The sequence below is a fragment of the Ethanoligenens harbinense YUAN-3 genome, assembly GCF_000178115.2.
Taxonomy (GTDB): domain Bacteria; phylum Bacillota; class Clostridia; order Oscillospirales; family Ethanoligenentaceae; genus Ethanoligenens; species Ethanoligenens harbinense.
Map to the genome: position 1 here is coordinate 531,757 of NC_014828.1, position 13,130 is coordinate 544,886.

Below are 13,130 nucleotides of genomic sequence, written 5' to 3' on the forward strand. Positions count from 1 at the left end.
CTCATTTCCTCCTTGGATTTGTCTGAATGATTCGCTTATCCCGGACACTTACGGACACTGTGGCGTTTTTCCCGTAAAAAGTCTGGCGGATATCGCCGTCCGCCATCGTACGGGTTTTGCCCACGCGAAGCGGGTTCAGCAGCGCGTCTTTTGCATCCGACACCGGCACCCCCATGCGCATATCCGGGTGCGATGTGGATGTTTGCCCAATCAGGCGGTCGATGAAATGCGTGGCGTAGGATTCGATTTTCACGCCGCTTGCCGTGGTAACCCCGACGATTTCTTTGTCCACTGCCTGCGCTGTATGCGTGTATTGTTCAAATCCCACCAGCGGCGAGATGTCGCCCTTCTTCACCGCCCGGTTGTAACCCGTCAGCAGCTCGTGGTCAGGAGAGTTATTATACTTCTTCTGGTAGTATTTTGCAAGTGTTTTCGGTGCTGCACCGTCCGCTCCGATGCCGTGTGTCCACTGCCTGTAATGCTTTTCGGCGGCCTGGCGCGCCGTTTGTGCCTGACTGCGGCCAAAACCGAGGCTCTGCTCGCGTTCCCGCTGCCGATTCAGCCCGGTTTTTTCAGTGAAGTCCTTCAGCCTGGCTTCCTGACGCTTCAGCGTCACGGATGCCCTGTTGTATTCTTCCCGCATGGCATTCCGCACGCCCTCATCCTCCGCCTGCAGGCCGGTGAAATATCCGGCCAGTTCACGCTTGGTCGCGCGGATCGCGCGTTCCATGGCGCGCTGCTTCTGCGTTGCTTCATAATATGGCACCGTCTCGCCGTTGTATGGAACGGTCTTGTTCTCATACTCGGCCAGCTTGGTACGCGGGTAAGCGCTGGTGGAAAGCCCCTCAAAAAAAGGGAAAAAGCTGTGCCGGCAGTTCCAGCCGCATAAACCGCCTCCGGAGCCGTACCCGGTGGAGGATACAAAATCCGGATACCTCCCACGGTCACCGCACCGGCTGAATACACGGCCCTGCCACACCGCATGCGACGGTCTGGCCCCGGGGTGCGCGGTGGTTTCCACCAGGTCGCATCCCATGTCATCCGCATAGTGCAGGGACACCTGCGCCGCTGTCTGGCTCACGCCGGTCAGCACCGCTCGCCGCACGGCCACGTCCAATGCATCCGTGTGCCCGGAAGGGTACAACACAGTCGTGCCTGCCTGTGCGGCCGTGCGCACCGCGTTCCGGATGGCGGATATGTAGTCAAAAGCTCCCGATTCCACCTGCATTTCCGCCAGACGGGCGGCATCTTTGTATGCCTGCTCGGTGCTCGCCGCCGTGGTCATGGTCAGGTTGCGCAGGTGTCCGGCGGTTTTTTGCAGTCCGGACCGCAACACCTGTGCGGCGGCGGCCGACTGTCGCAGCGGCACGGGGGATAGCCCTGCGGCTTCATAGATGGAAAAATCAACTTTCAGCGCCTCCACCCCGCCGTCTTCAAACAGCGCCCGCATCTGCGCGGTGCTGGAATCCGTCATGGCCGACACCGCCCGGATAACGTCCTCATACAGCATACCGCTCGCCTGCAGGGCGTTTGCCTGCCAGCGTGCTGTCTGCGTGATATCTCCGGATTTCAGAATGCGCCTCACAAAGTCCCGCATAATAGACTGGTCAAGCTGGCTGTACAGATCAAGGATGTCGTCGGCCGCGGTGTCGAACCAGTCCGGCGCCAGCATCAGGCGTCACCGGAGCCGGAGGCCGGCGGTGTCTGGGCGAACCCAAAGGGGTTATTGAAATCGGCCTGCGTTTCGTCGGCGATGGTCTTGGCCTCGTCCTCAGTGTATCCCTCAAACTCCACCAGGTACCGCCACATGGGGAATTTGCCCGCGGTGACATAGCTCCAGAACATCTGCTTGCGCTGGTTTGGGTCGTTGACGATACTGTCGTCCCAGTCGTAGGCCGCCGTGTAATTTCCGGCAGGTGTCAAATTATATAGGGTAGCCAGCGTGTCCATGGAATACAGCAGATCGTCCAGCGCGTGCTGCAGCGCTTTCTGGATGTCGCGGACGGTGCTGTAGCTGCGCTGCTTGCTGGCGGTGATCTCCGTGGCGGTGCGGTCCACTTCCTGCGGGTCGGATAACGTGCCGTAAGCCAGACCAGACTGATATTCAATGCGCTTCAGAATGGTGTTCAGCCCGCGCGAGTAGGCTTCATCCCGCAGCGCCGGGGCAAATATCTGGTAAAAGTTGCTGCCTTCCGCCATATCTCCGGCGCGCCGGCGGTATAGCCGCTGTTCCAGCCGCGGGAATGACACACTGCCGTCCGGATCATGCTTCATCATGGACTCGTCCATTTCCACGGCCAGCTGTCCGCCTTCATATTCCCACAGCATCCGGCCATATTGCTCATCCGCGTCCCGGATGGTTTCCGCTGCATCTGCGTAGACGGATACCCCCAGCGGCGACTGCCGGTCTTGCTTGTTGGCCCGCGGGATCCGAAAATAGGCAAACAATGGCCGGTCAACGTCTTCAATCGTCACCAGAGGCTGGATATTTGCCCATTCCGGTACCGCTGTCAAATCCACCGGCGACCCAATGGTGGAACTGGATCGGCTGGCAAAGGCTTTGCTTTCGATGGTGTAAGTGCCGCTGTTGAACTCATGGTGATCAGCGCGGGTGTAGATCATGTCCCGGCGCTTGATCTGCGCACAGAAAATTGCGCCCATCATCTGCCCTGAGGTGTCTACCGTGGTGGGAAAAAAAGCATCCGCCTGCACCGCGTCAATGCAGATGCGGCCGCCGTCCACATAGGGCTTGAATACCGCGCCGCCAAGCGCGCCGCCCAACTCCACATGTCTGCGCATGCTATCCAGAAATGGACCCAGTTGCGCCTGCAGAAAATCGGCCCGCGCGCTGCCCGTCACCGAAACGCCCATCTCGATGGTGACCAGCCGGGCAATTTCCGATGCGATGGCCGCCGGCAGCCGCAGGCTGTGAATGCCGGATTTCCCACCGCACCAAGGGCCGCCGTCTTCATACATCCGCGCCCACAGTGCCAGAGCGGACGTCATCCTGTCGGACAGAATAATATCTGCGCCCACGCCCTGATCGAACATCTGCGAAAGCATGGAGCGCAGCCACCGCAGCAGCTTTTCAAACACCGTTCATTCCTCCTTTTCCAACCTTCTTACCGTTGTGCCTGCACGGTTTCGGCCATGCCGGTCGTGGCGTCCGGCGCGTCATCGTGCGCGTTTTTTCCTTCCCTCTGGTAGTCCATCATGGCATTATAATATGCCGGCCACCGGTCCCGCCAGTTCACGGGATAATAGGTGTGCTCCATGATCCACGGCGCGGCCGTCAGGATGCGCGCCACTTTGTTCCGGGTCTGGGCGAACCACCGCACGTTGGTGGAGTACCAGTGCAGTCGGTCGTCCAGTATCTGCTTGATGGCGCGGGCAAAGCCTTTGCCGCCGTTGTTGCTCTCAATGCGTGCCACAGTCACACCGTAAGCCTGCTGGCGCTTGGCGACCTCCGGCTCCGTAATCTCCATCGGCTCCTTAGTGTAGTAGACGTCGAGCACATAGGCTTCGTGTCTGTACACGCCGAAAATAATGCTGCAAAGATAGTCGCTGCCCTCGTCGGCGGTGTCGGTGTAGCTGTAGATGCCGTCGAACAGCGGATGGCCGCTGATAGCGGGAATCTCCGCGTAGGTCTTGAACCCGCTGTACAGCCGCCCTTTCACGTCGATCGGTTCCTGCTGGTAGTTCGCGGCGGCGATCTCGGGCGCCATGGTGCGCGTTTTGTTTTCATAGCTCTGCAGGCTGAGCACTTCGGGACATAGCATGGTGCCGTCGTCCTGAAAGGCTTTCATAGACAGGATGCGAACGGGTCGCCCCTGTTCGGCAAAGGTCTTCACCGCGCGCCCGGCCAGATCGCCGGTTGCCCAGCGCGTCATAATAATGATGATCTTGCCACCCTCTTCCACGCGCGAGAGCATCGTGTCCGTAAACCAATGCCACTGGTTATCCAGCAGCGGCGCGTTGTTGGCTTCATACGCATTTTTGATAACATCATCAATAATGAGAAGCCCGCAGCCAAAACCGGTTGCCGTGCCCGTCGGGCTGGTGGCCAAATAGCTGGCATATTGCCCCTCCAACGCCCAGAGGTTGGCCGACGCGTCTCCCCGCTGGATGTGCACCCCCGGGAAGATGTCGCTGTAGACCAGCATCCCCGGGTCGGTCTTCTGCTCGGCGATTCCGTTTCGGACGGATTTGGCAAACTGGGTGGAAAGGCGCTCGTTGTAACTGCCCGTCATAATTTTTTCAGCAGGATTGCATCCAAACACCCACTGAGCGAATAATCCGGCCGTCCGGCTCTTTCCATGCCGCGGCGGCAGGTTGATCACCAACAGCTCGTCGCCGCTGCGGTAAAAATCTTGCAGTTCCGCACATAGCTGCACCAGGTAGGCCCGGTCGGGCTTGTAAAATTCCGGCGCACAAGCTCGGCAAAACGCGAAAAAGTCCGTGCGCGCCCGCCGCATCACGGAGGTGCTCACGGCTCCACGTTTCCGCTTTGGCCCTTTTCCCAGTTTTACCATTTCGTTTAACATCCGGATGCTTCTGTCCTGTTTGGTCTCCATCTCCATCACCTTCTCAAAATCACGCGCTGAAAGCCCCTGTGCGCCACGCTGGGGAACAGGGACAAAATGGGGCGGCAAACTCATTCAAAGCCGCGTTAAAAGCTGTTAAAAGCCTTATAAAAGGCCTGCGCATGCTCCGCCATCCCGTGACGGTAAGCCCGCCCGGTTTTTTGTTCCGTTTAACCTCCGGCTCCCGGTTTGGGACGAATCAACCGCCCCGGGCGTCGGATTATTTGATCAGCGTGAACGACATGCGTAAGCAACGGTTGTGCATCATGGAAAGCGGTTCAAATACAAATGCCCGCCGCTGGCGCCGGTTGTACAGGATGCGCACGCCCGCGTCCGCATATTCCTTCAGCGGGCCGTCCACCGGTTCAAACGTGTCGCCTGCCAGCTGCCGCACATGCGATTCAAAAGTCTGGCTGCCGATGCGCCGGATCAATGCTTCTTCATCCGGTAACAGTGCGGTGGCGTCCCCGGCATGCAGCTCCAACCAACGCAGCACCCCCGGCACGCGCCGGATCCGGTAATACATCGCGCAAACGTTGCCCACCACCACAAACACATAGCCGCCAAACAGCAGATAAGGCCGCGTCTGCCAGATGCCGCCGGAGCGGATCTGCCGGTTTTCTTCCGGGGCATAGGCGGGAATACCCTGGTCAAGCAGCGCGGCCCGCACGTCCTTCTCGGCCCCCGAAAGCACCTGCAGCACATACATGCTCATGGCGATTTCTCCTTTTTGGGCCGCAGGCTGCCGTCCCTTTTCTTTTCCGAAAGGAAGGAGGCTACTTGCTTATACAGTTCCGGCCGTTCTTTGGACATTGCCTGGAACACGATGGATTTCACTGCGTCGAGGCCGACGTCGGCCTCGGCCCGCACGGCGGCGTCCGTCCGCTTTTTATAGGATGCCGCGCGCGCCAGCCCCAGTGCGCTGTCCAGCAATTTGTCCTTGTCCAGATTGTTCCACTGGTCTTCATTCGTGTTGGCCAGGGCGGCGAACACGTTTTGGCTGGCCAGCCGGATGATCGCCTCGGTCGTGTCGAGATCCGGATACTTGTCCATTTCCTGCATCATGCGGCTGAAATTTTCCTGCGCCACATTCAAGAGGGCGGCGTTGGCGTTATACCGCTGCGCGTACCGGCAGACACTGGCCGCGCTGATGGCTACATCATGCCGTGCCAGATAGTCGATGACGTCCGCATAGGTACTTTTACCAGAGAGCAGCATCTGCTCCACTGTACTGCGCAGCGCGGGATTCAGCCCGTCGATGATGCCATGCGCGCGGTTCGCCATTCCGATTCCCTCCCATCTGTCTCAGATCGATACCGCCGGGTCGGCCGCATAGCCTTTCAGCAGCTGAATGCCTTTGGCCGTCAGCCGCACCTCGGTATCGTCCTGATCGGCCTCGGCCACGTCCACGTCCGCGCCGTAGGCGGCGTGCCGCGCATGCAGATATCCGGCCTCCTGCAGATAATACAGGGATTCGGCCAGCTCGCCTTTGGACACATCCGGCAGTGCATACTGTAGGCTGCGCATCTTGATATCCCGCCCGGACAGGATGTTGATGGTACGCAGCAGCCGGCCGTTGTTGGCTGCAAACGCACCGCCCTCGATGCGGCGTTCCAGTTCTTTTTTATCCACGGTTCTTATCTCCCTTCATTTCCAGCAGCACGTCGAAAATGCGATCCTGCCGTCGGTTGACATCGGCAATCGCGCGCACAAAGTCGTCCTTGCGCATGTAATTGTCTTTCAGGGCGTCGATGCCTTCCGACAGTTTTCCAAGGCCGGATTTCAGGTCGTCCTGCAGGCAGTCCATTTCTTCTTTCGTCACGTATTGGTCTTTGATAGCGCTGATTTCGGTTTCGTGCCGGTCGACCAGACCGATTGTTCGTTTCAAAAAAAAACCGATGATGCCGACAAGAACCGAGAGTATAAGCGGAGGGATTGCGTTCAGCCAGTTGGATGCATTCATATATGTACCGCCCCTTCGGCGTGGATTTACAATGCGCCGCCGTGGTGCGGGCACGGCGGCAAGAACAAGAGGCAAGAAATGGAGGTTGTGGCGGGCGGCAAACAAAAAAGGCAGGCTACCGGCCACACCGATAGTCTACCTTACAAGGCATATATATTGTAGATACAGGATTAAAACATTTTTTTATCAAACAGGTTGATTTGCCCGGAAATGGGGCCATACCGCATCCGTCTGGCGTCATCCTCTACGATCAAGCGAACGGTGCTTTCCGAAATTTGATACTCCAGCGCCAGCTCTTTATAGTTTTTTTCCGTCGAATTTCCGGCGGATCTGCTCGTTGCGGTCTTTGCGAAGCAGGCTGTTCGGGGCCTGCACATACACATAGGTTCCGCCGTGGTGTGTGGCCAGTGCCCGATAGGCTTCCATGCCGATCAGCTCCGCGAGTTCGCGCTGGTCGCCGTCCAGATCCTCCAGTGTAACACGTTCCAGATTCATCCACCGCCCACCTCCCGGATGTGCCGCTTCTCCGCATTATAGCAGTAATTTTTCAGAAACTCAATCAGTTCGCCGCCCGCGGCCTGGTCCAGAAACTGCATCGGCTTTTTTGCGGTGCAGTCCATGCCGAATTGCCGCCGGATGATCCCGCACAGCCGGTCTCCAAGGGCAGCGTCCACCGGCTTGACGTCGAATTTTTTTCAGCTCGTACATCAGCGCCCACACCTTGCGCTGCTGGTCGGCGGTGATACCGCCGGGCGCTTCTTCGTAATGCCTGGGCTTTTTTCGGGCCGGAGGCACCGGCGGTGTGCCGCGCATCCGCCGCATCAGTTCCGCAATCACGCGCTGGGCTTCGTCCCGATCAAGCGCCGTAATGGATTCTTTGCCCGTCAGGCCATCCACCAACGCGTGCAGCTCATCGTCGTGGCCGCGCCCCACGATATGCAGCCCCGCGCCCAGGGCATAGATGGATTTGATCTGCTGCTTTGTAATGTTCACCGCCGGTTCCTCCTTCTCAGTTTCTACCCGCTATTTTGAAGCCTCCACGGTCACTTTGGTGCCTTCCTCGACGACCACGGCTGCTTTCACGATATCGCGCGCGGCCTCAAATGTCCCTGTGTATCCGGCCGCCTGCAATAGCTGCCGAAAGCGCGTATAGGCCACGATCTCCGCCGCCATGTAGGCGTATTCCTCGGCGTCCGTTTTCGAAAGCCCGGCCACATCAATCAGGGCCTTTTTGTCGCGTTTGAAGTTGCCGCACAGCTTTTTGCGCAGGGTTTTGTTCGTTTTATCGTCATCGGCCACCCGCGCAACGATATCGTCCAGCGACCCCTCCAGATAGTTTCCCGCGGCGATGGCGGCCAGCAGCTGCTTGCAGGCGGCGGTGGGCTGATAGGTCACGGGCTGCTCCTTGAACAAATCCCCGAAAACGCCCTGTAAAAGTGTTTTAAGAGCCGTTTCCGAAAGAATGTCCACCTTTTCGCTTGTGCCCACCTCCACGCGTCCGGCTGCGCTCCACCACGCCACGGTCTTTTCCTTGGTGTTCTCCAGGGCGTCGATGCCCAGGCGTTCAAAATAACCTTGCAGGTCGCCGATCTCGGCCTTGATTTTGCTTTCCTGCGCTTTCAGGGCAACCAGTCTGCCCACCCGCAGCACCGTTTCCTCCGTGGAGAAAAGAGGTTCATTCTCCATCATGCACAAAAGTCCTCCAGCTTTTCCGCCGCCAGCGCGGCCAATTCACGCGCGCATGCCAGGCAGATTTCTTTGCCAGCCACGGTGACGACTTCCGTGGTGCCTCCACAGAAGATGCAGCTGGGCACATGCTTCCGGATGAGGATACCGTCTCCTGCGTCTTCGATGTCGATCGGCGCGCCGGGTGCCAGCCCTGCGGCATGCCGCACCGCCTGCGGGATCGTCAGGCCGCCCTTTCCGCCCAGTCTTTTGCTTACGGTCATGTCAGTCCGCCTCCTTCTGGATTGTGTTCAGGTTCGCTTCCGCTTCCGCCAGCTTGCACAGCGCATCCGCAAGATACGATGCGCAGCGCCCGTCACTTTCCAGATCGACGCCCCGGGCGGTCATCTCGCAAATGGCTCTGCACACCGATTCACGTGCATCCTGCATGGTGCAGGGACCCCGTTCCTCCGGCTTTGCGGGGGCCAGCGGCGCGCCTGCAACCTTTGCGGCGGGCACCGGCGTCCAGTCCGTGCCGTTAAAATCGTCAATGTCCGGTTCCCAGGGCACCAGCGGTGATAAGCCGCCGAGCGGGCCGTACGATTCCGTGCGCAGCAGTTTGCCGCCTGTCAGCAGGACATACCGCGCTTTCATGACCCCGATCTGGCGCGCGATGCATCCGCTTCCGTCGGTCATGGCTTGCCTGATCGCGTCTTTCAGTTCCATATCCATCCTCCTTTGTTTTGGTTGGTGCTGCCTCCCTCTGCGTTTTCCGGGCTGGGGACCGGCTCTGGCCGCATTAAGGCGGGGCTTGCGCCCCCATATGTTCAATTCCAGTTGGATATCCGTCCGGGTCTTTCTTCACAATACAGTGCAAAGCTGTGCCTGCAACTCGGGTGATCCGGCGGCGCGTTTTTTCCGGCTTCAAACCCGCGTCTGTATCCACGGGCATATGCCTTGTGCCGCCCAAATTCGTACCCGAGCAGGATACCGAGCGCCAGCACCAGCACCAGCACCGCCAGTTCCGCCGCCCAGCCGGGCGCAGACATTCCGCCCACCGATGCCGCCAGCACGCCGCCGGCGCTGAAAACCGCACCAAAAAGGATTCCTGCCCAAAACCATGCCAGTTTACGCATGTGCCTGTCCTCTCTTTCTCTCCCGGTGCCGGATTTCCTCCAGCACAACCCGCAGCCTTGTTTTTTCGCGTTGTCCCTGCGCCACGCGCTCCGCATATACGTCCGCGGCCGTATACAATTCCTCATCGCTCAGCCTACGCACTGCGGCTTCCACGGCCGTCACATTTTTGGCGGCGGCCAGTGTCTCCGGCAGCTTCAGTTCTTCTTTAGGGGACGGTTCAACCGGCGCGATGGCAAACTCCGCCGGATCAAACACTTCCCAATCTTTCGCCAGTATCTCGTTCAATGTCAGGCTGGCACTCCGGTACGCCACGGAAAGGCGCGTTTCCGGTCCAAACGTAGCTTTTGCCATCATTTGGGGATACGACTGCGGCCGGATTACCATCTTGCGGCCCTGCCCAATGGGCAAACATACACAGGTTGCGCCGCAAGCCCACATTGACTTCACAGCCGATACAAAATCCATGCTGTTTCATCTCCTCCCGTATGCCATGCGCTTGTTCAGCTCTTTTTTTACCGCCTGATACCGGTCTGCCACATGGTATCCCTGCGCCTTGTAAGAACCCAGCGCGGCTTTGGCAATACGCAAGTCGCGCGTGTCCGCCTGGTGAAGCTGCTCCAGAAACACGGCGCTTTCGACCGCCGACAAATACCACAACCCCAAAGTTTCATCTCCTTTTCGTTTTCCAATTTGCAGCAGGCACATCACCGTCACGCCGGCGGACGCGCCGAAAAAACTGCCGAGAATAAATAATCCCATGTTTATTCCCTCATATGATACCGATGCCCATTTCCCGGGCCTGCAGCGTCAGCATGTCGATTCCAATGTTTTCCGCGTCAACCGCATTGTTGTACACATTTACGCCGCCGCGGATTCCGTAACGGCCCTGGCAGATGCCGCGCAAAAAGTTCAACTCTCGTTTTTTCCCTTCCAGCGCGGGAAACAACAGCGCGATATCTTCCGGTGTTACCTGTTTGGTGGTGTATTTTCGGGTGAGCCGCTTGCGGGAATAGAGCTGCGCAAAGCACGATTGCCTGCGTCCTTCCATCCGGTCGTAGATTTCGGAGTTTCCGATCAGCACGATGCCGATGCCTTTTTTCCCATCAATGTGCGGCTCGGAAAGGGGCCGAATCTCGTCCAGCGCCCGCACCTGCAAATGCTGGGCTTCGTCGATGATGAGGACTTTGTCCGTATTGTACAGGCGTTCCTTCAGGTCGATGATCATATCCAGCTTGCTGCGCCCCTCGGGGATATGCAGCGCCCGGCAGATCAGCTTCATCACGTTTCCTACGGTGCCGGTGAGAGGGGTCACGGTGATCAGCACGGCGGTGTTGGGGTTGTCCCGCAAATATTTTTCGGCCGCCATCGTCTTCCCGATGCCCGCGTCACCGTGCAGGATGGTGATGCCTTTTTTCAACTGCCCAAAGCGGATTGCCTTGCGGATGTCCTCGCTGACGCTGATCGGTATGTAGGTGTCCAGCACGGGCTGAAATGGTTCAGCGCGTTGCGCCTGGGCGGCCGCCTCGTCCTGCAGCCGGAAATACTCCCTCAGGCTGGCTTCCACCTCATCCACACGTCCGCGCTCATAATCGCTGCGACGGTATTGGCTGATGACGCCGTCGCTCCATCCAAGGATACGGGATGCTTTGGCTTGGCTACCGCACTGCTTGATCAGTTCCTCTACGCGAGCCTGTAATTTTACATCGTATGTTTGTGCCATTTCCTGTTCCTCCTGTCAGATGTCCTTATGTTGAGACGCCCTTTGGGCGTTTTCGGCATTTTTCAGCATGGTGTCCAGCGGCAATGCGCCGTTCACCACACGCGGCGGCATCAGCGGTTCCTCGCTCACGCGGTGGATCTGCAGTACCGAGCGGTCAGGTTCCCCATTTTCCATTCGGGCGGCAATATTCCGCTGCGCGTCACCCAGCACCAGATCCAGCGCGTCCACCTGATCCATAGAGGCCAGTACGCGGGACTTGATCTCCTGCCGGGCCAGCTTCTTGGCGGACTTGATTTTGCTGATGGATTCTTTCGCAACTTCCTTGCTGGTAACATAGCCGGATATGATGTTGCTGTTCGCCTGAAGGACGGCGATAAACCGGTCCTGCTCATCGTAGACGCGCACGGAACTGATGTTTTCCGGGTCGTAGCGCACATAAACCTGCTCGCCTTGGTAACGCAGGCAAAACGCGTCGTCCCGGTAGTCAATGCGGAACCCGCCAATCGTCAGATGCACGCCCATTCGGCCAACCTTTTGCAAGCGCGTGCTGCGCATCAGCATCAGCGTCAAGTCGTCGGCGGAGGCCACGCGTTTTTCTTCCAGATGGTCGTAGTAAACGTCCTTCCGGTTTTGTCCTTTGTCCGCCGCGACGGAGCCGTTGTAAGGCTGCTCGTTGAAGTATCCTTCCAGCAGTTGCCCCACAACCTCGCGCAGCCGGTGATCCGCAGGCACATGCCCGGCTTTCAGCACATGTTTCAGATTTGCGGGCTTTTCAAGCACGTTCCCGCCCGTGAACGTCATAAATAGTCGGCTGATTTGGTTCTTGAAATCAAGGAACCGGCGTTCGATGATCTTCGCCCGCGCATTCCGCACCTGCGCGTTGATCATCGTAATGCCAAGCCTGGCGAAAATCGGCGGCGGCGAAAAAGTATCCGCGCTTTTCTTTTTCCGGCGGTGCCCGAGGCCCCCAACGTCGTATGTAAGGAACTCGCGGCCGTTATCTACATAGATATACTTTGGAATGCCATATTGCAGGATGCCCGCGCGCAGCGCGTAAATTGTGGCTTCGCTGGATGGGTTATCCGTGATATGGAACCCTGTGATGATGCCGGAGCGCGCGTCCATGAATGCTGTGAGGTACAGGCGATGCCTTGTCCCGTTTTCCCCCTCGCTGATGATGTCGAAGGTGTGGTTGTCCGCAATCCAGAAATCATTGGATGCCATGTCGTCGTAGATGCGGGGTAGATACGGCCCGCATCGGTCGTCAAATACCTTGTCGCCCTCGCGACCCAGCACATTGAGCGCCTCCGGTATCTCGGCCTTCCAGCGCCGGTAAAAAGCGCTGTAGGATGGGATCCCGGCCAGCAATTCCGGGTGTTCCTGCTCACACCAGAGCTGTGTGTAGTGGATGCATTGCTTCATTGGGTACTTGCGCAGGTCGAACCAGTAGGACAGGAAGCATTCCCACACCGTTTCATCCATCGCGTACCGTCCTTTGCGCCACTTTCCGCGCCGGTCGATCAGTCCGTCATAATGCTGGTCGCGCCATGCCTTCCAGCGGCGGTACAGCACGTCCGTCGAGATAGACAGTTCCGGTTTCCGCTGCCGCATCTGCGCCACAAAGGCTCCGTCAGCTACTTTTCGGTCGCGACCGATGCGGTAGGTCTTCCATTCCTGTACGATCCCGATCCACAGCTCGATTTCCCGGCGCTCCTCGTCGCTGTAAGCATCCAGCGGCTTGGGCGGCTCCTGCGGCGCGGTAATGGCCTCGGTTTTTGGCGGCGCCGCCCGGCCGTAGTATTTGGCCTGCAGTTTTTCCGGTAGCGCCGTCACCGGCACCAGATACTGCCTGATGTGGTTGCGCGGGTCGCCGTCCAGCACATGCTCCAGCTTGCCTTTGGCAATTAGTGCGCGCACATACTGCGGTGTGCACCCTTTAACCTGCGCCACCTGCGCCACTGTCAGCATTTCCGTGTTGCATCACCTCTTTTCGGTTGGCCTGCCATCATCAGCGCGAGGAGGCCATCCCCAGCGGACAGGGCTTTCACCCCGTTTCGGCTTT

17 protein-coding genes and 1 other RNA gene are annotated in these 13,130 nt (G+C 58.6%); all 18 read right to left on the bottom strand.

From position 1 onward, the window contains the following. Window position 1: 1 nt before the first annotated feature. Window positions 2-1,672 carry a phage minor capsid protein gene (locus tag ETHHA_RS02590; protein ID WP_013484461.1) on the bottom strand — a complete coding sequence of 557 codons (1,671 nt, stop codon included), beginning with the start codon at window positions 1,670-1,672 and terminating at the stop codon, window positions 2-4. Then, window positions 1,672-3,096, bottom strand: a complete 1,425-nt coding sequence (locus ETHHA_RS02595) for a phage portal protein (RefSeq protein ID WP_013484462.1) — start codon at window positions 3,094-3,096, stop codon at window positions 1,672-1,674. The genes ETHHA_RS02590 and ETHHA_RS02595 overlap by 1 nt, the downstream gene beginning before the upstream one ends. A 26-nt stretch (window positions 3,097-3,122) precedes the next feature. Then, on the bottom strand, window positions 3,123-4,574 hold the full coding sequence (gene terL / locus ETHHA_RS02600) for a phage terminase large subunit (RefSeq protein WP_013484463.1): 1,452 nt from the start codon (window positions 4,572-4,574) through the stop codon (window positions 3,123-3,125). Between the two features lie 229 nt (window positions 4,575-4,803). After that, complete coding sequence (locus ETHHA_RS14305) at window positions 4,804-5,298, bottom strand: transcription termination/antitermination NusG family protein (RefSeq protein ID WP_013484464.1); 495 nt, start codon at window positions 5,296-5,298, stop codon at window positions 4,804-4,806. Then, window positions 5,295-5,867 carry a phage protein Gp27 family protein gene (locus ETHHA_RS02610; protein ID WP_013484465.1) on the bottom strand — a complete coding sequence of 191 codons (573 nt, stop codon included), beginning with the start codon at window positions 5,865-5,867 and terminating at the stop codon, window positions 5,295-5,297. The genes ETHHA_RS14305 and ETHHA_RS02610 overlap by 4 nt, the downstream gene beginning before the upstream one ends. A gap of 21 nt (window positions 5,868-5,888) precedes the next feature. Then, window positions 5,889-6,215 carry a hypothetical protein gene (locus ETHHA_RS02615; protein ID WP_013484057.1) on the bottom strand — a complete coding sequence of 109 codons (327 nt, stop codon included), beginning with the start codon at window positions 6,213-6,215 and terminating at the stop codon, window positions 5,889-5,891. Beyond that, a complete protein-coding gene (locus tag ETHHA_RS02620; RefSeq protein ID WP_013484056.1) occupies window positions 6,208-6,546 on the bottom strand; it encodes a hypothetical protein in 339 nt (112 codons plus the stop codon). The genes ETHHA_RS02615 and ETHHA_RS02620 overlap by 8 nt, the downstream gene beginning before the upstream one ends. A 297-nt stretch (window positions 6,547-6,843) precedes the next feature. Then, window positions 6,844-7,041: a Mor transcription activator family protein gene (locus ETHHA_RS14310; RefSeq protein ID WP_013484466.1), complete on the bottom strand. Its 198-nt coding sequence runs from the start codon at window positions 7,039-7,041 to the stop codon at window positions 6,844-6,846. A 60-nt stretch (window positions 7,042-7,101) separates the two neighbouring features. Next, entirely contained in the window at window positions 7,102-7,539 is a 438-nt protein-coding gene (locus ETHHA_RS02630) for a phage protein GemA/Gp16 family protein (protein WP_013484467.1), read from the bottom strand. Between the two features lie 30 nt (window positions 7,540-7,569). Further along, on the bottom strand, window positions 7,570-8,235 hold the full coding sequence (locus ETHHA_RS02635; RefSeq protein WP_013484053.1) for a hypothetical protein: 666 nt from the start codon (window positions 8,233-8,235) through the stop codon (window positions 7,570-7,572). Next, complete coding sequence (locus tag ETHHA_RS02640; RefSeq protein ID WP_013484468.1) at window positions 8,232-8,495, bottom strand: AbrB/MazE/SpoVT family DNA-binding domain-containing protein; 264 nt, start codon at window positions 8,493-8,495, stop codon at window positions 8,232-8,234. The genes ETHHA_RS02635 and ETHHA_RS02640 overlap by 4 nt, the downstream gene beginning before the upstream one ends. Window position 8,496: 1 nt before the next feature. Beyond that, window positions 8,497-8,937 carry a hypothetical protein gene (locus ETHHA_RS02645; RefSeq protein ID WP_013484051.1) on the bottom strand — a complete coding sequence of 147 codons (441 nt, stop codon included), beginning with the start codon at window positions 8,935-8,937 and terminating at the stop codon, window positions 8,497-8,499. Window positions 8,938-9,038: 101 nt separating this feature from the next. Next, window positions 9,039-9,347 (bottom strand): hypothetical protein, encoded by a 309-nt coding sequence (locus ETHHA_RS02650; RefSeq protein ID WP_013484469.1) that lies wholly within the window; start codon window positions 9,345-9,347, stop codon window positions 9,039-9,041. Beyond that, window positions 9,340-9,732, bottom strand: a complete 393-nt coding sequence (locus ETHHA_RS02655; RefSeq protein ID WP_041686600.1) for a hypothetical protein — start codon at window positions 9,730-9,732, stop codon at window positions 9,340-9,342. The genes ETHHA_RS02650 and ETHHA_RS02655 overlap by 8 nt, the downstream gene beginning before the upstream one ends. A gap of 87 nt (window positions 9,733-9,819) precedes the next feature. Then, the gene (locus ETHHA_RS02660) at window positions 9,820-10,107 is read right to left on the bottom strand and encodes a DUF3789 domain-containing protein (RefSeq protein WP_013484471.1); all 288 of its coding nucleotides are present in this window, start codon (window positions 10,105-10,107) and stop codon (window positions 9,820-9,822) included. Window positions 10,108-10,117: 10 nt separating this feature from the next. Further along, a complete protein-coding gene (locus ETHHA_RS02665) occupies window positions 10,118-11,068 on the bottom strand; it encodes an AAA family ATPase (RefSeq protein WP_013484472.1) in 951 nt (316 codons plus the stop codon). Window positions 11,069-11,083: 15 nt separating this feature from the next. Further along, window positions 11,084-13,036, bottom strand: a complete 1,953-nt coding sequence (locus ETHHA_RS02670) for a Mu transposase C-terminal domain-containing protein (RefSeq protein WP_013484473.1) — start codon at window positions 13,034-13,036, stop codon at window positions 11,084-11,086. 25 nt (window positions 13,037-13,061) lie between these two features. Continuing rightward, window positions 13,062-13,128, bottom strand: an RNA gene (locus ETHHA_RS14905) — hammerhead ribozyme type II. Window positions 13,129-13,130 lie beyond the last annotated feature (2 nt).

Coding starts and splice junctions, on each gene's coding strand:
- ETHHA_RS02590 (WP_013484461.1), bottom strand. CDS start 1,672: ATGCTGGCGCCGGACTGGTTCGACACCGCGGCCGACGACATCCTTGAT.
- terL (WP_013484463.1), bottom strand. CDS start 4,574: ATGGAGACCAAACAGGACAGAAGCATCCGGATGTTAAACGAAATGGTA.
- ETHHA_RS14305 (WP_013484464.1), bottom strand. CDS start 5,298: ATGAGCATGTATGTGCTGCAGGTGCTTTCGGGGGCCGAGAAGGACGTG.
- ETHHA_RS02610 (WP_013484465.1), bottom strand. CDS start 5,867: ATGGCGAACCGCGCGCATGGCATCATCGACGGGCTGAATCCCGCGCTG.
- ETHHA_RS02620 (WP_013484056.1), bottom strand. CDS start 6,546: ATGAATGCATCCAACTGGCTGAACGCAATCCCTCCGCTTATACTCTCG.
- ETHHA_RS14310 (WP_013484466.1), bottom strand. CDS start 7,041: ATGAATCTGGAACGTGTTACACTGGAGGATCTGGACGGCGACCAGCGC.
- ETHHA_RS02635 (WP_013484053.1), bottom strand. CDS start 8,235: ATGATGGAGAATGAACCTCTTTTCTCCACGGAGGAAACGGTGCTGCGG.
- ETHHA_RS02640 (WP_013484468.1), bottom strand. CDS start 8,495: ATGACCGTAAGCAAAAGACTGGGCGGAAAGGGCGGCCTGACGATCCCG.
- ETHHA_RS02645 (WP_013484051.1), bottom strand. CDS start 8,937: ATGGAACTGAAAGACGCGATCAGGCAAGCCATGACCGACGGAAGCGGA.
- ETHHA_RS02650 (WP_013484469.1), bottom strand. CDS start 9,347: ATGCGTAAACTGGCATGGTTTTGGGCAGGAATCCTTTTTGGTGCGGTT.
- ETHHA_RS02655 (WP_041686600.1), bottom strand. CDS start 9,732: ATGGTAATCCGGCCGCAGTCGTATCCCCAAATGATGGCAAAAGCTACG.
- ETHHA_RS02660 (WP_013484471.1), bottom strand. CDS start 10,107: ATGGGATTATTTATTCTCGGCAGTTTTTTCGGCGCGTCCGCCGGCGTG.
- ETHHA_RS02665 (WP_013484472.1), bottom strand. CDS start 11,068: ATGGCACAAACATACGATGTAAAATTACAGGCTCGCGTAGAGGAACTG.
- ETHHA_RS02670 (WP_013484473.1), bottom strand. CDS start 13,036: ATGCTGACAGTGGCGCAGGTGGCGCAGGTTAAAGGGTGCACACCGCAG.